Annotated in this window: 15 protein-coding genes; 4 read left to right on the forward strand and 11 right to left on the reverse strand. The window is 47.8% G+C overall.

Annotated elements, in window-relative coordinates; genetic code table 11:
* Positions 1 to 29: 29 nt before the first annotated feature.
* Entirely contained in the window at positions 30 to 1,457 is a 1,428-nt protein-coding gene (locus PRIO_RS24910) for a family 43 glycosylhydrolase (RefSeq protein WP_046507392.1), read from the reverse strand.
* Between the two features lie 243 nt (positions 1,458 to 1,700).
* Here PRIO_RS24910 and PRIO_RS24915 point away from each other — a divergent pair, with 243 nt between their 5' ends.
* Both PRIO_RS24915 and PRIO_RS37015 read left to right on the forward strand, forming a co-directional pair.
* The gene (locus PRIO_RS24915) at positions 1,701 to 2,849 is read left to right on the forward strand and encodes a family 8 glycosyl hydrolase (protein ID WP_020432784.1); all 1,149 of its coding nucleotides are present in this window, start codon (positions 1,701 to 1,703) and stop codon (positions 2,847 to 2,849) included.
* A gap of 111 nt (positions 2,850 to 2,960) precedes the next feature.
* Positions 2,961 to 3,185: a hypothetical protein gene (locus tag PRIO_RS37015; protein WP_144412132.1), complete on the forward strand. Its 225-nt coding sequence runs from the start codon at positions 2,961 to 2,963 to the stop codon at positions 3,183 to 3,185.
* Positions 3,186 to 3,187: 2 nt separating this feature from the next.
* Here the strand turns inward: PRIO_RS37015 and PRIO_RS37225 are convergent, their stop codons facing one another.
* From PRIO_RS37225 to PRIO_RS24940, 6 genes are all read right to left on the reverse strand, one after another.
* Positions 3,188 to 3,322, reverse strand: a complete 135-nt coding sequence (locus PRIO_RS37225) for a hypothetical protein (protein ID WP_269451276.1) — start codon at positions 3,320 to 3,322, stop codon at positions 3,188 to 3,190.
* Complete coding sequence (locus PRIO_RS24920) at positions 3,294 to 4,046, reverse strand: response regulator transcription factor (RefSeq protein ID WP_020432785.1); 753 nt, start codon at positions 4,044 to 4,046, stop codon at positions 3,294 to 3,296. Before PRIO_RS24920 ends, PRIO_RS37225 begins: the two co-directional genes overlap by 29 nt.
* The gene (locus PRIO_RS24925; RefSeq protein ID WP_020432786.1) at positions 4,043 to 5,788 is read right to left on the reverse strand and encodes a sensor histidine kinase; all 1,746 of its coding nucleotides are present in this window, start codon (positions 5,786 to 5,788) and stop codon (positions 4,043 to 4,045) included. Before PRIO_RS24925 ends, PRIO_RS24920 begins: the two co-directional genes overlap by 4 nt.
* A gap of 100 nt (positions 5,789 to 5,888) precedes the next feature.
* A complete protein-coding gene (locus PRIO_RS24930) occupies positions 5,889 to 7,502 on the reverse strand; it encodes a type 2 periplasmic-binding domain-containing protein (RefSeq protein ID WP_020432787.1) in 1,614 nt (537 codons plus the stop codon).
* A gap of 63 nt (positions 7,503 to 7,565) precedes the next feature.
* Positions 7,566 to 8,447 (reverse strand): carbohydrate ABC transporter permease, encoded by an 882-nt coding sequence (locus PRIO_RS24935; RefSeq protein WP_020432788.1) that lies wholly within the window; start codon positions 8,445 to 8,447, stop codon positions 7,566 to 7,568.
* A 17-nt stretch (positions 8,448 to 8,464) separates the two neighbouring features.
* Positions 8,465 to 9,439: an ABC transporter permease gene (locus PRIO_RS24940; RefSeq protein WP_020432789.1), complete on the reverse strand. Its 975-nt coding sequence runs from the start codon at positions 9,437 to 9,439 to the stop codon at positions 8,465 to 8,467.
* 230 nt (positions 9,440 to 9,669) lie between these two features.
* Between PRIO_RS24940 and PRIO_RS24945 the strand changes: the two genes are divergently transcribed.
* Positions 9,670 to 10,254, forward strand: coding sequence for a class I SAM-dependent methyltransferase (locus PRIO_RS24945; protein ID WP_020432790.1), 585 nt, complete (start codon positions 9,670 to 9,672; stop codon positions 10,252 to 10,254).
* A 319-nt stretch (positions 10,255 to 10,573) separates the two neighbouring features.
* Here PRIO_RS24945 and PRIO_RS24950 read toward each other — a convergent pair whose 3' ends face one another.
* Together PRIO_RS24950 and PRIO_RS24955 are read right to left on the reverse strand one after the other, a co-directional pair.
* On the reverse strand, positions 10,574 to 11,764 hold the full coding sequence (locus PRIO_RS24950) for an MFS transporter (protein ID WP_231869974.1): 1,191 nt from the start codon (positions 11,762 to 11,764) through the stop codon (positions 10,574 to 10,576).
* A gap of 31 nt (positions 11,765 to 11,795) precedes the next feature.
* Positions 11,796 to 12,680, reverse strand: coding sequence for an MBL fold metallo-hydrolase (locus tag PRIO_RS24955; RefSeq protein ID WP_046505203.1), 885 nt, complete (start codon positions 12,678 to 12,680; stop codon positions 11,796 to 11,798).
* 259 nt (positions 12,681 to 12,939) lie between these two features.
* Between PRIO_RS24955 and PRIO_RS24960 the strand changes: the two genes are divergently transcribed.
* Entirely contained in the window at positions 12,940 to 13,284 is a 345-nt protein-coding gene (locus PRIO_RS24960) for a winged helix-turn-helix transcriptional regulator (RefSeq protein ID WP_046505206.1), read from the forward strand.
* Between the two features lie 303 nt (positions 13,285 to 13,587).
* Here the strand turns inward: PRIO_RS24960 and PRIO_RS34090 are convergent, their stop codons facing one another.
* Together PRIO_RS34090 and PRIO_RS24970 are read right to left on the reverse strand one after the other, a co-directional pair.
* Positions 13,588 to 14,574 carry a helix-turn-helix domain-containing protein gene (locus PRIO_RS34090; RefSeq protein ID WP_082118141.1) on the reverse strand — a complete coding sequence of 329 codons (987 nt, stop codon included), beginning with the start codon at positions 14,572 to 14,574 and terminating at the stop codon, positions 13,588 to 13,590.
* Positions 14,534 to 15,892: a glycoside-pentoside-hexuronide (GPH):cation symporter gene (locus PRIO_RS24970; RefSeq protein ID WP_046505209.1), complete on the reverse strand. Its 1,359-nt coding sequence runs from the start codon at positions 15,890 to 15,892 to the stop codon at positions 14,534 to 14,536. Before PRIO_RS24970 ends, PRIO_RS34090 begins: the two co-directional genes overlap by 41 nt.
* Positions 15,893 to 15,910: the final 18 nt, after the last annotated feature.

Consider the following 15,910-nt stretch of genomic DNA (forward strand, 5'->3'; position numbering starts at 1 on the left):
GTCCTGCTGTCTATATTTTTCAACCAGGCTTATGCCAGTGTAAAGGAACCCAGTTGCGCTCCGCCGCCGCCCGTATAAGTGAAGTACAAGGACTGTACCCCGTCAGGAATAGCCACGTCTGTTGTATATTCGGTCCACACATTGGTGAAGCCTACCGGGATTGAGGCCAACACCGGTCCATCCCAGGCGGTCTTTACCTGGAATTCTCCATGGCAGTAACCGCGCACCTTGATGGAGACCCGGGTAACCCCTTGACAATCGAAGTACTTGAATCCGGCTGTGGCTGAGTCGGTCATATTGGCGATATAACCAATCTCATCATCGCCATCCCTGCCGTCCTGGGTAATCTTCGGAAACCGGCTGTCCATCCAGGCTCCCATCGGGCCGAAGCCTCCGGTGTACATCTCCTGGTCCTTGGTGAACAGATGGCAGGCCAGATAGGCCGGATATTCCCCGCGTCCTGCAAGCGGTCCGCCGTTCGGGCCGGAGGTTGTAATCTCCACCTGCGGAATCGTGCCGTCTTCACGGAACGTAATCGGCTCGATGCAGCCCTGGCGTGAGAACGCGGTCCCGTTGGTATGACGGTGATAGAAAATATACCACTCTCCATTGACCTCAACGATGCTGCCGTGGTTATTGCCGCCGTAATACATCGGCTGATCCGCCGGCTTGTACGTATCTATATGAAGATCGCAATTGCTGACAATGACTCCCTGATAGGTGAAGCCTCTGGTCGGATGCTTGCTGGTCGCATAACACAGCTCATGCATGGAGATGGAGGAGTAGATCAGGTAGTAGATATCCCCTCTTTTGCGAATCGAAGGGGCCTCGAAGAACTCAAAACCCTCAAATCCGCTCCCCTTGCTGTAGGGCTGGCTCGGTGCAACGAACACAGACTCCTCAATAATCGTAAGCATATCGGGACCGAGTACGGTAGCCATCGCCCCGTGTCTGGACTTGTCGCCGTATCCGCAGAAGCCGGTGTACAGGTAGGTGGTGTCTCCTTCGGTCAATACCCCCGGGTCAAACTGCGGCTCGTCGCCTTCCCGCTCGCCAAGCCGTGTTCCATCGGCATATCTGACATAACCGTAGAACTTATACTTGCCGCCCGGCTTGTCGCAGACCGCCACCGAAACGACGGAAACCTTGTCCAGCACATAGTAGAGATAATACCGACCGTCCGGTCCCACGGTGACATCGGGAGCATACAGGCACATGCTGCCTTCAGGATTCAACGGGTCATCCGTAGTCCGGTAGATTACACCCTCATACCGCCAATCGGCCAGATTGTCCTCCGGTGCCGACCAGCAGACATAGTCATTCAAGCAAAAAGCGTGCCCGTTAAAACGGTCATGCGAGCCATACACATATACTCTGCCTTCAAAAACATACGGCTCGCCGTCAGGGATATATTCCCAGGACGGGAGATACGGATTGAAGCCTTGTTTTTTTGCCATCGTAATTTCACCCTTGTTGCGCATAACCATCACCCTTATATTTTTTTGGCATCACGGTTTGTCCCTTACAGTATAGGGATGCGCCTTGACCGAAGTCCATGACATATAGCCACTTAACATTGATCTATTCTAAGATTATAGGCTCAGCCCGGATCACCTATAAATTTTAAGGAAAACGCTTTAATTTCTATAGTTCCGCCTATGTTATACTTTGGGCAAAACTCTATCCATTGGAGGATTGTTATGAATATCTTCACAGAAGGCTCCTTCTATACGGGAAAATACAGAAACCTGTTTCGCGAAAACGGAATATCGGAAGAGGCCGTCCGGCACAAGCTTGACGACACCTGGAACGAATTATTCTACGGCGCGCCCGATGTCCGAATCTACCATCCCATGGGTGATGATAAGGGCTATATCGTGGATACCGGCAATACCGATGTGCGGACAGAGGGCATGTCCTACGGAATGATGATGGCTGTTCAAATGAACAAGCAGGAGGAATTCGACCGGCTCTGGAAGTTCGCCAAAGTATATATGCAGCATACGGAAGGCCGTTACAAGGATTATTTCGCCTGGCACTGCAAGCCGGACGGAACACGGCTGTCGCCCGGTCCGGCGCCGGACGGGGAAGAATTTTTTGCCATGGCGCTGTTCTTTGCCTCCAAGCGCTGGGGCGACGGCGCCGAACCGTTCAACTATTCCGAGCAGGCCAGAATCATTCTCCGCGCCTGTGTGCATAAAGGGGAAAATGAAGATGGCGATCCGATGTGGGACCCGGCGACCAAGCTGATTAAATTTGTTCCTGAGACCCCTTTCAGCGATCCCTCCTACCATCTGCCCCATTTCTATGAATTATTTGCCCTGCAGGCAGATGAACAGGACAGGGCTTTCTGGAAAGAGGCCGCTGCCAGAAGCAGAGCCTATCTGCACAAGGCTTGTCATCCGGTAACCGGCCTTTCCCCCGAATATGCCAACTATGACGGAACCCCGGCCGAGCCCCAGCCGCATGGAGACTTCCGCCACTTCTTCAGTGATGCTTACCGGGTCGCGGCCAACATCGGGCTGGACTATGAATGGTTCCGCTGCGACCCTTGGCAGACAGGGCAGTCCAACCGGATTCAGGCCTTTTTCCGCGACATCGATGCCGCCGATTACCGGCGCTACACCATTGACGGCCAGCCGTTTGAGGAGCCGTCCCTGCATCCGGTCGGCCTTCTGGCAACCCTGGCTATGGCCTCGCTCGCTGCCGATGGGCCGGATGCCGGACATTACGTCAAGCTGTTCTGGAATACCCCGCTGCGCACCGGTGTCCGCCGGTATTACGATAACTGCCTATACTTCTTCAGCTTGCTGGCCCTAAGCGGAAACTACCGCATTTATATAAGTTGAACTTAAGTTTCACATTGTGGGTATGATCGTCACTGCGGGGAATGTTTGGACTTCCAGCCGCTGTTGTCCCCAGATTTCTTGATTAGAACCGCCTTTCGCGGTTGAAATCCGGTGACAAAGGCGGACGCATTCGCTCTTCCAGTTCCAAACTTCCCCTCCGCACTTCTACCCTTTTATGAAATTTTTAAGTTCATCTTTTATATTCATAAACAGACACCAAAAATCGCTCTTTTGGATACAATGGAGGCTCCGCCATCCATCCCCAAAGGAGCGATTGTCTTTGATCTGTTCCCGGCAGCAGCAAGCGGTCTTGCGCCGCCGCGAGCAGAAATTTAGTATTACCCGCTGAGCGCATCCGCCAAACGGACCAGCGACAGATCCTGGGTGAGATTTTTTTCGATATACGAGCATATCTTGTCGATCGCACTGGCCGCTCTCTTTTGTTCACTTCCCGACGGAAACTTCCCCGCCATCGTCATTCCATTCCGCTTCGCCCTCTTCCCGGTAGGCGCCCGGCGTAATGCCCGTATACTTTTTGAACACTTTGGTGAAATAATGCTTATTCTCAAAACCGACCTTTTTCCCGATGGCGTTCACGGACAGCTGCCGCTGGGATCTGAGCAGCTTTTGGGCCTCCTTGATCCGGAATGCATTCAAATAACTGACAAACGTGTCGCCCGTCACTTTTTTAAACAGGCTGCTGATGTAGTTCGGATGAAGCTTCATCAATTCGGCAAGATGGTCCAGTGACAGATCGTTCATATAATGGGTTTTGGTATAAGCCAGAATGCGTTTCGCATGCCCTGAGCACTCCGGGTCGGCTTCGGAAGGAAGCTCCTGGTCAATACGCGCCAATAGTAAGGCAATCTCATTTTTGTCGATCGGCTTCAGCAGATAATCCACCACTCCCGTGCGGAGCGCCTTCCGTACATATTCGAATTCATCGTAGCCCGTAAGGATAATAAAACGGTCGCATAGCCCGCTGTCCCTGGCTGCCTCGATCAGCTCGAATCCGTTTTTCTCCGGCATATGAAGATCCGTAACGGTCACATCCGGCATGTAGTCTTTCATGAGATCCAGTGCCTCAAAAGCGTTGTTCGCCTTGAATACCTCTGTCCCGAGCGGTGCCGCTTCACCGATGATCTTAACCAATCCGTTAAGGATAAGCGGCTCATCGTCTACAATCAATACTCTCATGTCGGACCCGTCCCTCCTTTTGAGATGATGATGCTTAGGCATGTCCCCCGGTCCTGCTCACTGTCAATAACCAGCTGCGAGGAGCCGCCGAAAAACGATTTGATCCGTTCGCTGACATTGAACAGCCCCACGCCTCCCCCGTTCTCTGCGGCGGCTCTGTTGTCGTCTCCCCTTGCCAGCTGGGAGCGTATCGCCAGCAGCTTGTCCTCCTGGATGCCTGTTCCGTTGTCCGTAATGGAGATGCGGATTTCATCTCCGGTTTCCCGGACCTGGAGCTTAATATGGACGGGCCTGAGTATCGCGGACGCCCCGTGAACGATGCTGTTCTCGACCAGAGGCTGGAGCATGAATCTTGGACAGTCCAGCTGCTCCGCATCCATGGCGACGTCAATCTCGTAGGTCAGTCTGTGCTGAAGCCGCATCTTGTGAATATTCAGATAGAAGACGACCGTTTCGATTTCTCTGGCCAGAACGGTCCGGTCCCCTTCCGAGGACAGGCTGTAACGCATCAGCTTGCCGAACCAGAACGAAATATCCGCTACTTCCTTGTCATTATTGGACTCAGCCAGCATCCGGATCGTCTCAAGGGTATTATAGAGAAAATGCGGTTTGATCTGGGCCTGAAGCACTTTATAAGCCGCTTCTTTATTCCGCAGCTCGGACCGGTGGACGTTGTTGATCAGCTCGTCCATGCGCCGGATCATCGAATTGTAGGTCGAGGTCAGAAATCCGATCTCATCCAGGTGGTTCGGTTTATCGTGCTTGCTGATGAACTGCTTCATATTATCGTCGTCCAGATTGCGCATATGTCTGGCAAGGAGCAGAATGCGTTTGGTAATTGTCGATGCGAGCGCATAATAAACAAATGACAAGACCGCCAGAAGCGCGATGATCGTAAAGACCAGAATAATCTCCTTGCGCTTGATTGTGCGGAACACATCGTCAACCTTACCGGTCACGACGACCCGGACGTCCAGTTCCTCAATGTATAACTGATTCACAATAGTTTTATTGTTGATAAAATAAGGCCGGGCATCCTTGGAACCGAGCAGCTTCCAGGTTGCTTTGTCAATGCCTGCCGGGGCGCCTTCCGCCGGCGGCACCCCCTGCTCGGGAAGCAGGAAGGCTTGCCAATTGTCTCTTCCCCCGGCCGCCTCGTACAGCTTCCCGATTAAACTGCTGCCGACGCGCAGCTCAAGAATTCCGATTTTCTCGGTAAAATCAGAGTTGTAAATGTTCTGGTAGAACATAAGCGAAGGCACCGCCGCCCCCGGATCGGTCAGCATCCATATTCCTTGACCGGGCTTCAGCGTGTGCGCGACCTCCTGGCCCTGCGGATTCAGAGATGACATGTCCAGAAAACGGTCAGTAATCGGAAGTACCCGCTGTTTGGTTTTATAGATCCGGAAGCTCTCAATTTCCGGATTGATAAATAGCGATTGGGTGATAACCGGACTGATGTAACGGTTGTAGGCGTAAATGCTGTGCGAATCCGATTCATATACTCCGTTCAGATAATCCGTGACATACGGGTTATATTGCAGCATACGCTGGATGGAGTCGATCCGGGTCAGGTCCATCTTCATATTGGCATGGGCCTGCTCCAGTATTTTTTGACGGCTTTGGACAAATTGATTGGTCAGGTTGCCGTAGATTTGGGAGTAATAGTAGTAACCGAACACGACAACTGGAATAAAAATCAGGATGACATATCCCAAAGTGATTTTACGAACGATGCTCACGGTGACGAATCCTCCTGAATCCCGGATTGATGTCCACTAAACGTACCATGAACAAGCAAAATCCGGTAGAGGCATGACGCCTCTACCGGTTGTTCGTGGCTTACTTGAACAAATCCTTCTTTTTGTTATAGGTCGCATTGGCCCAATCTACCAGCTTTTGCAGTCCCATATCCTCTGCCTTCTTAACCATGCTGTTGTAATTTGCCACTGCTTCCTCTTCAGAGTTCGCAAGGTAAATTCTGACCTTCTCGTTTTTGACCATCTCGTCAATCTTCGTCTTGATCGTCTTCTCCTCGGAATCCGGCTGTGCCTGGATTAAGCCGATTTGCGGCTTATAGACAGTGATGGCTTTGGTTTCCATCAGGGCCTGGGTCTTCTGTAAGCCCGGAACATAGGACAGCATGCCTTCCGTAACCCCGTCGTTGTACAGGTACCACCACTTGATGCCATTGCCGTTAACGAAATCCGCATCGGAAGGGTTGTATTTCAGATCCGGATGCCCTTCATTGTTCCAGGTCCAATGTTCCCCTTCGACGCCGAACATCGTCAGCTTCTTGCCCTCATCGCTTGCCAGATACTGCAGGAATTTGATCGAGGTTTCCGGATCTTTATTTTTTTTGGTGATGAACGTTCCCGCAAAGCCAAGCCCCGCACTTACAACCTTTGCGTCCTTCGTCAAGGCGCTGGGCAGCATTTTGAATTTGTATGAGCCGCTTCCGCTGCTTTTGATTTTTATGTTGTCCGTATCTGCTGTAGCCACCGTATGGCTGTGGGCGAACGCTTTGCCGTTGGTCGCGTACTGGTCATCAATCTGATCGTTCGCCAGCGCGAAATTTTCGGCCAGAATGTATCCGTTGCGGTACAGGCTGTTCATAAACTTGAAGAACTCCAGCATTTTGGGCTGTCTAATGGAATAATCGACTTTTCCATCCTGTTCATACCAGCCATCCAGGAGGACCCCCGTGCCGAACTGTTGGAGGAAATATTGCTCCAGCCAGTCTTTGTCCATGATGAGCGGCACCATGTCCGGGTATTTCTTTTTGACCATGCCCAGCACCTTCACAAAATCATCCAGCGAGTTGATCGGCGGATTGCCCAGCTCTTTCAGAATATCTTCCCGCACAGCAATCCCCGGATTGCCGTCGCTGCCGATTGAATACTTGTTCTGTTTCATTTCCTCCTGTGTGGCGAAGGAATTCCGGACCGTATAGAAGTTGCCGTCATCCATGGTATGGATCGCAATTCTCGTCTTGTCAATCTTGAAGTCCGGCGCATATTTCTCGATCAGCTCATTCCATGGATAGGAGAGCTTCGAGTCCGACATCCGGCCTACGTTCGAATAGGTAAAAACAAGGTCCGGCAGGTCGCCGGAAGCGATCATCAGCGGAAGCTGCTTGTCGTCCGTTGCAACGGTAACCTTCAGCTTCACCCCTGTTTTCTCAGTGATTTTATCTGCCACGGGTCCTTTCCATTCTTTCACCGGATACCAGGGGGCGTCGATGAACAGCGACAATTCCTTCACTTCGCCGTTGCCTGAATTCCCTGCCGCGCCCGTATTATCCTTGCTGCCGGCATTGTCCCCCTGCGCCGCATTGTCCGGTTTGCTTCCCTGGTTCCCGTTCCCGCCGCCGCTGCCGCAGGCGGACAGGAGCGAGATCATCATGATAGCCGCCAATACTGCCGTAAGCATCCTGTAGCTTCTGATTGTTTTCAAATTAACTCCCCCATTTGTAATTAAATATATTAAAGCAAGCGCTTTAATATTGAAACTACTTTCTCAGCCTTTTACGGAACCAAGCATAATGCCATGCACAAAATACTTCTGCAGGAATGGATACACACAGATGATCGGCACGATGGAGACTACCATCGCCGTTACCTGCAAGGAGAAGCTGGTCACGCCTGCCGAAGCACTGTTGGCAGCGGCAATCGCATCCATCGGAGAATTGCTCTTGTTAATAACCTCCATCATGCGGAAGGCAAGCGTCCGCAGATTCTCCGACTGGACGAAATAGGCGGAATCGAGCCAGGAATTCCATTGGCCCACACCCAAGAACAGCGCCATTGTGGCAAGCAGCGGCATGGATACCGGCAGGATAATCCGGAAGAAAATGACGAATTCGCCGGCGCCGTCAATATGGGCGGATTCCTTCAGCTCACCGGGAATTTCCCGGAAGAACGAGATGGCAATGAGCAGGAAGAACGTGCTGAGCATCGACGGTATGATATAGACGCCAAACGAATTCAGCAGACCGATCGAGCGCAGCACCACGTAGTAAGGGATCAGGCCGCCGGAAAAATACATCGCAAAAATGATGATTGCAAAATACAATTTGCTGAACAGCAGGTCGCGGTGCGATAGGCCGTAAGCTACCAGACTTGTCAGCAGCAGCCCCAGTGCTGTACCCGAAACCGTCCGGACAACCGTGACTATGAAGGCACGATACCATTTAGGATCGTCCAAAAACATTTTATAATTCTCCAGAGTAAAACTCCGCGGCCAGAGATAGACGCCCCCCAGAAGGGAATCCGATCCTTTGTTGAATGAAGCAATCAGAACATAATAGAACGGGTACAGCATGGTAAGCATGATCAAGAAGAGGACGGTATAAATAATGCTGTCCAACAGCAGATCCTTCTGTCTTTGACTCTTGAGCACGGCTCTTCCTCCTTTCTCTAGAATAAGCTTGAGCCTGACATCCGTTTGGCGATAAAGTTACTGGAAAAGATTAATATTACCGAGATCACCGACTGGATTAAATCAATAGCCGCTGCATATGAGAAACGGCCGTCCCTCAGCCCCACCTTGAACGCATAGGTCTGCACAATCTCCGAAGTCGGATTGTTGATGCTGTTGCCGAACAGGTACGCCTGCTCGAAGTTCGAGCCCACCAGTCCGCCTCCAAGAATACTGCCGATCGTCAACACCAGCACGACCACAATGGTTCCCTTCATCCCCGGCAGCGTAATATGACGGATGCGGGCAAGTCTTCCTGCCCCGTCGATCTCAGCCGCTTCGTACAGTGCCGGATTGATGCCGGTAATGGCTGCCAGGAAAATAATCGTCCACCAGCCCATCTCCTTCCAGATGGCGCTTCCGACTGCCAGTCCCCAGAAATAATTCGGGCTTGTCAGAATATTGAGCGGTTCGTGGATGAAGCCGAGGCTCATCAGAGCCTTGTTGACCACACCGACATCTGCGGACAAAAAGGCATAGGAAACACCGACCACCACAACCCAGGAGATAAAATGCGGCAGATAACTGACCGTCTGAACGAACCGCTTGAAGGCCATGTTCTTCACTTCATTCAGCATAATCGCGAGCAGAATCGGCGCCGGAAAAGCGAAGATGACCTTCAGAAAGCTCAGGATCAGCGTATTGCGGACAATTTGGCCGAACTGATAATCGTGCACAAATTCATCGAAATACTTCAGCCCCACCCAATCACTTGTAAAAATCCCCTTGATGCCGCTTGAAATGCTGTAGTCTTTAAACGCCATCAGAATCCCGAACATCGGCGTGTACGAAAAAATCACCAAAAACACCATGCCGAGTCCAACAAATAAATGAAGCATCTTTTGTTTTTTGAACCGCTTCCATAATCGGCCGCTGTCGGCCTGCGGGCTGGTAAGCTGCGTATCCAGTTGCATATGCGACCCTCCTTCTATTTGTAGTGTACCCTCCCGGACAACGGCAGCATAAGCCAACATTCTTAAGAAAGCGTTGTCATTTTTGAATATCCGGGACCCCGCACCCACGAACAAAAGGTCACACCGTGTGATTGCAGTTTCTGCAAGCGTCCCAACTACAATTGATTTATTGGTTGAATAACATATAATGTAAGTTGTGTTATTCCAAACAAAATGGAGATGGTATTTATATGAAAGTGGTCATTGGAGCAGGGCAGACAAAGTATGATGGTTGGCTCAGTACCCAAGAAGATGAATTGAATTTACTAGCTTTGGACAGTTGGATCAAATTATCTGCACCAGAAAGTATTGATGCACTCCTGGCTGAACATGTGTGGGAGCATTTAACTTACGAGGAAGGGGTTACTGCTGCGAAGCATTGTTATCAGTTTTTAAAACCTGGCGGGTACATCCGTTGTGCGGTTCCCGATAAAAATTTCCGTAACGATTGGTATCAACAGATGGTTCAAGTCGGAGGTCCTGGACCAGCGGATCATCCTGCGGCATCTCATAAAATAGTATACGATGCTAAAACGTTTGTATCCGTATTTGAAATGGTAGGGTTTGAAGTAACGTTGTTGGAGTATTGCGATGATAACGGAGATTTTTATTATACATACTGGAATGAAACAGATGGGAAGATAGGGAGATCATTTCGATTTGATACAAGGAATTCCATTAATGAATTAGGAATGGTATCCATAATCATAGATGCAAAAAAGCCATTGCTAATAAAAAATAACGGCTCAAAACCGAAATTAGTGGTTAAGAAATAAAACGAGGCTAAAAATGGGAAAATATAGACACTCATCAAGTTCATCTGGAGGCATCGCCGGTGACCGACAAACAGCCCTGTCCCGTATGCCACTCGGTGCAATACATCAAGCGGAATGGCCGCAACAAACCGCGGAAGTCAACGCTGGCACTATTTTACACGCAATCGCAAGTGTTATAAAGCTGGCATTTTAATCGAATGCAATCGCCACCGTTTGTCTGGTTGAAAAGTTCAACCGCTAATTTTTAGATTGAGCCTTATTATGTCTGATAATGTATCTCCGTTTTCACGTCGCAAACCAGATACTCATACAGTTTTTATCAGCGGCGGCCTGGCGCGGAATGCTTGTCAGAGGCTGTCTTTCTTCCATGCAATATATAATATAAAAGAATGGATAAAGCCACAATAATGGCCATTACCATATACATGTCCCGGAAGCCTGTCATTGAGACTATCTCGCCGGCGAAAAAAGAGCCCGCCCCCACCCCTAAGTCCGCGCAAAAGAAAAAGGTCGAAGTGGCAATTCCCATGCGGTGTTGCGGAGAATTATTGGCGGCGATGACCTGGGCGCAGGACATAATGGTACCAAACCCCAGACCGGCGAACGCTCCCGCCAGCAAAAAAGTAAAACTGTCCCCGGCTTTACTGATTAATACCAGACTTAGCACAAATGACAGCAAAGCCGGATACATGACAATATTATCCCCTCTATTATCCAGCAATCGTCCGGTAAATAGCCGCGAAATAATAATAAAAGCCGAGTAAATAACAAAGAAAAAAGCCGCCGCGTCCATTAAGCTAAGACTGAGCGCGTATGAATTGATAAACGCCAAGATGCTGGCATAAGCCATCCCCACGAAGAGCATGACAATCGAGACAGGCATGGCGGTCTTTTCAAAGAAATCCTGCAACCTGAAGCCTTTTACCACCTCCAGTTGCTCCTTTGTCATTACCACTTCGGGTATGTCCGCAAATGCTGTCACGATAATGCTTATCACATAAAAAACAGCGCACACAACAAACATTGTCGTGAAATTTGCCTGTTCCCTGATGACAAGACCCAAGAAAGGTCCAATTGCCGAAGCCATTGTCCCACTTAGCGTAAAGTAGCCAACCCCTTCGCCACGCCGCTCCCGCGGAATCATTCCCATGATGACCGTGGGGATTGCCGTGGTGGCAACCCCGAAAATGACGCCGTGAACAAAACGCACCACCAGTAGCATGTTTAAATCGTAGACAAAAAAATATAACAATATCGCCAGAAAAAATAGAATCAGACTTCCCAGCAGTATCTTGCGACGACCGATTACCTCCATATACCTGCCGGTAAGAGGCCGTGAAACAAGGGCGCCGATAATAAAAATGCCGGCAGCAAGACCAGCCTGGCCCTGGGAGGCATTGAAACTCTCCATGGAATAAATCGGAATCATGGTCATCAGCAGATAAAATGTCATCGACACAAAGAACATTGTGGCGGAAATGAAACTAAAATCTTTCGTCCATATTTTCACTTTACGCAAAAATTGCCCCCCCAATCTCTTCCTACATATCAATCCGTTCCACTTTGTGTCCTAAAAATTCCTCCAGTCTCTTATCGGAGTATTGGATATTGACGGTTTTATAGATATGCTGGTACCCGCGGCCTAAATGTCCCCTGGAAAACGGTTTATCCTTTAAATAATTCTGCTGAAATTCTCCCGAAAAACATTCGATGTATGCGTCGACCCATTCCATTGTAATGGGGTACTGTCCATGGCTGCTATAAATATCTTTGATGTCCTTTTCTAATCGTTTTATCTTTTTCCAGCTGTCCAGTGCCATGGAAAACGGGGCATTTCTATCCGATTCGAAAAAGTAAATGATGACGTAATCACAAATCATATCTCCTGAAAAAAGTCTCTTTTTTGCCCTATCCAGCAGCATAATATGCCCATATGAATGCCCCGGTGTATATACTACCTCCAAAGTCTTTCCGCCCAAGTCAAACAATTCTCCATCCTTTACAAAATGCGGAGTCAGGACTCGGAGCAGGCTCTTTTCAGCAAATGCTTTGCTATCGAAACGTTCAATGGCTTCAGGGTTATTTTCTTTCAGATATTTTACTCCCAACTCAGCCGCGAACTGCCTTTCATGCTTTGTGTCAAAACCCATAATCTGACCGTAGTCCGGCTGGTACAGCCATACATCTCCAAAGTATTCGCTACCGTAGCTGTGGTCAGGATCGCCATGGGTCAATACCAGCATCACCGGCAGATCGGTTATACTTCTGATGATAGGCCTTATGTCTCCGAAGCCAAAGCCGGCGTCAATTAAAACCGCTTTCTTCTGCCCCAAGACAAGATAAAAATGCACAAGTCCAGCTTCAGTAATGATATATAAATCATCGTCCAGTTTTTGCACCTTACAGAAATCGGTTGATGTAATCATGATTATCACCTTTCTTCGAAAAATTACATTTGGTATTTTCCCCGATCATTCAACCCGCTTTTACAATGTGTTACATTTCTAGCCATCCCTAACTACTTGCTTGAAAAAACGCCGTCAGTAATGATGTTTATGATTTAATTCATTTATCTCCCTCACTTTAAAACTTATTTATTATCCCTTGGGTCTCATTTACACGTACATACTATAATGTTACAATAAATATCTCAAGTAGGATTAAATTTAATAGGTACTATCTAAAATGATAGTATGGAGGTGGAGAAGTATAAATAGAATCGATCTTGAAGACTGCCCAATTGCAATTGCGCAGAAAATACTCGGAGGGAAATGGGCTCTTCGAATACTATACAATTTAAGTACAGGAATACTTCGCTTTGGAGAATTGAATCGTCAAATGCCAGAATTAACACAAGCTACTTTAACAAAAGAACTCCGTAGGTTAGAGAGTTTCCAGCTCATAAATAGAAAAGTTTACCCGGAAGTTCCGCCACGAGTAGAATATTCATTGGCCGAAATGGGATTGAAACTTTTGCCTGCTCTAAAAGAACTTGAAATATGGGGAGATGAGTATAAAAAAATACATTAAATAATAACAAATGGAAAAATAGATTCCTCAGAGATTACAGGAGACCAACACTGTCGGGGGTTCTCCTATGTTACGCCATCGGGACACGATAAAATAAACCGCCTTTTAACGCAGGCGGTTTTCTTATGGTCAAATATTAACATTCAAATTTAGAAAAGCTTGTATATCCACCTTTGCCCCATTTCTCGGAAAACCTTGAGCCTAAAAATGGGGTGTTGGCCATATCATTAAAAGTTATATTTTCGCGAATCATGGGTACTGCGATTAGACTCAGGCAGAGGTCAAAAAGTCATCCGATCAAAGTTACATCAGGAATTGCGTTAGCAATTCTATTTTTCCTTTTAAATTATTATTCGAATTTGTATTCGGTCCAAGAGCCATCATTTTATCAATACTTGAATGCTTATGTTTTTTGGAATTTTCAATTTTCTCACAGATTACAGATAAAACAGTGTCTACCCCTTTTTTCAATTCAATAATATAATCATCCTCACTGAACATTTCAGGTAATAGAATTTCTCTGCACTCCCACACGTGAGGTAGTGTCTTAGCTAATTTTTTTGCCTTTTCGTTTTCATTTATTTTCAAATAAAGAAAGCAAAGATTTGCTTTAGTTGTGCATCGAACTTTTTCATTTGTGCTGCTCAACAGCACACGTTCAGATAGGGCAATAGCTTCATTAACTAACTCGGAGTTTGTATCCGTATTATTTTTTATCGTTAATGCTAATGCAAGTTCAGACAAAAATCCACAATTGTTAGGGTATACTTTTATGGCCTCTCTAAGCGTATGAATAGCTTCGTCAATCATCCCTTTTGACTCATATTCATGTACAATAGAAAATGTGCTGTTAATTTTTTCAACATTGCGAATATCATCCATTCCTATCAATTCATCAATGGAAGTATTATAGTAATTTGCAAGGCTTGGAAGCATAGTAACATCCGGATAAGCAGAGTTATTCTCCCATCGGCTTATTGCTTGAGGGGAAACACCGAATACCTCTGCAAGCTTTTCCTGTGTGAGTTCGTTCTTAATTCTAAGTTTTCGAAGATTTTCACCGATTCTGATTTGCATAATCACTGCTCCTTTAAGTTTTTTAGAAGCTTCTATAGAAACGATACTACAAGCAGCATGCAAATCACCATTACTCATTTGTTGAGGAAAAGACAACCAAAGTGAGTGATGATAAAAGAAAGCTCCCTTTCCTCGGAAAGAGAGCCTGGCGTGATTTTTGATTTTTGCGATTCTATTGAGCTCTTCGCGCTTCCAATTCCGCAACAATCTCATGATGGGGTTTGTCCCAACGGTATAGAAAAACCAAAATGAGAATCGACACTATACATAACAGGATCGGCAGCCAGATGAAACTGATTTCTATCATCCGAAGTGCGGTCGGTGTCTGGGTTTGATTGGCAACATATCCCCCTGCCGCAAGCAACCAGGCCGGAATCGCTCCGCCTAGACCGGACCCTAGTTTAATGGCGATCCCGGAAGCGGTGGAAGCAAGCAAGCCTTGCGCGCGAACGCCTGATTTCCATTCACCATAATCCACCGTATCGGCAATAAGTGCAAACAATAACCCGACAGGCAATCCCAGACCAACGGCACCAACGACTATACCCGTAAGCACCATAGCCGTACTGTCGCCACCGAGATAAATAATCAGCTGACCGAGCAGGCTGACGGCCATTCCGGCGATCATCAACGTTTTTTTACTATACTTCTTGGTTAAGAACGGCACACAGATAATTCCCACAAGGGTCAACGAGCCGAGCGTATTGGCCGTAGTAACGAGGTCAGGCTGATTCAGATTGTAGGTAATGTAATAAATGCCCGACGACAATTTCACCACGTACAAGATAAAAAATACAACGCCTATTAAAACCCCGGCAACCCATGGCATATTGCCTTTAATTGCTTTGACGCTCTCCCTGACAGGCAATGATTTGCCCCCGGATCTATCCTGAACACGTTCTCTTGTATTGAAAAATGTGATCAGGAACATCACCAGCCCCACTGCGCCAAAAAGAATCATCGTATGGAAGAAGCCCTTTTGCTGATCCCCATTCCCGAAAAATGCGACAAGCGGCAATAACGTCAGATTGACCAGCAATCCGCCCAGTTGCCCGCCAAACATCCGAAAAGAGTTGGCCACCGTTCGTTCCTGAATTTCACTGGACAAGCTGGGAAGCAAGGTAGTTAACGGATTGTTAACGGCTGTATACAGAATGTTGGAAGCAATATAGAAAATGTAAGCATACACCAGTTTACCGGACGCGCTTAACTCAGGTCCCATAAACAACAGGATCGTCACGATGGTAAACGGAAAGCAGGACCATAAAATCCACGGTCTTGATTTCCCCCATTTGGTATGCGTCTTGTCGATAAGGATGCCGAAAATAGGACTGTCCACCATATCCACAAGTCTTGCAACCAACAATAGTGTACCTACTGCGGCAGCGCCAATGCCATAGACATCCGTAAAATAGAAGGTTAAATAAGTGGTAACCACCGCATAAATCAAGTTTGAAGCCGTATCTCCCAAACCGTAGCTTACTTTTTCCAATAAGGATAACTTTTGATTGGACTCTTCTCTTATCGCCATTGTGCATCCTCCTGTTGG

The sequence above is a fragment of the Paenibacillus riograndensis SBR5 genome (genome assembly GCF_000981585.1).
Classification (GTDB): domain Bacteria; phylum Bacillota; class Bacilli; order Paenibacillales; family Paenibacillaceae; genus Paenibacillus_AQ; species Paenibacillus_AQ riograndensis.

Coding starts and splice junctions, on each gene's coding strand:
- PRIO_RS24910 (WP_046507392.1), bottom strand. CDS start 1,457: ATGGCAAAAAAACAAGGCTTCAATCCGTATCTCCCGTCCTGGGAATAT.
- PRIO_RS24915 (WP_020432784.1), top strand. CDS start 1,701: ATGAATATCTTCACAGAAGGCTCCTTCTATACGGGAAAATACAGAAAC.
- PRIO_RS37225 (WP_269451276.1), bottom strand. CDS start 3,322: ATGGCGGGGAAGTTTCCGTCGGGAAGTGAACAAAAGAGAGCGGCCAGT.
- PRIO_RS24920 (WP_020432785.1), bottom strand. CDS start 4,046: ATGAGAGTATTGATTGTAGACGATGAGCCGCTTATCCTTAACGGATTG.
- PRIO_RS24940 (WP_020432789.1), bottom strand. CDS start 9,439: ATGCAACTGGATACGCAGCTTACCAGCCCGCAGGCCGACAGCGGCCGA.
- PRIO_RS24945 (WP_020432790.1), top strand. CDS start 9,670: ATGAAAGTGGTCATTGGAGCAGGGCAGACAAAGTATGATGGTTGGCTC.
- PRIO_RS24955 (WP_046505203.1), bottom strand. CDS start 12,680: ATGATTACATCAACCGATTTCTGTAAGGTGCAAAAACTGGACGATGAT.
- PRIO_RS24960 (WP_046505206.1), top strand. CDS start 12,940: ATGATAGTATGGAGGTGGAGAAGTATAAATAGAATCGATCTTGAAGAC.
- PRIO_RS34090 (WP_082118141.1), bottom strand. CDS start 14,574: ATGAGATTGTTGCGGAATTGGAAGCGCGAAGAGCTCAATAGAATCGCA.
- PRIO_RS24970 (WP_046505209.1), bottom strand. CDS start 15,892: ATGGCGATAAGAGAAGAGTCCAATCAAAAGTTATCCTTATTGGAAAAA.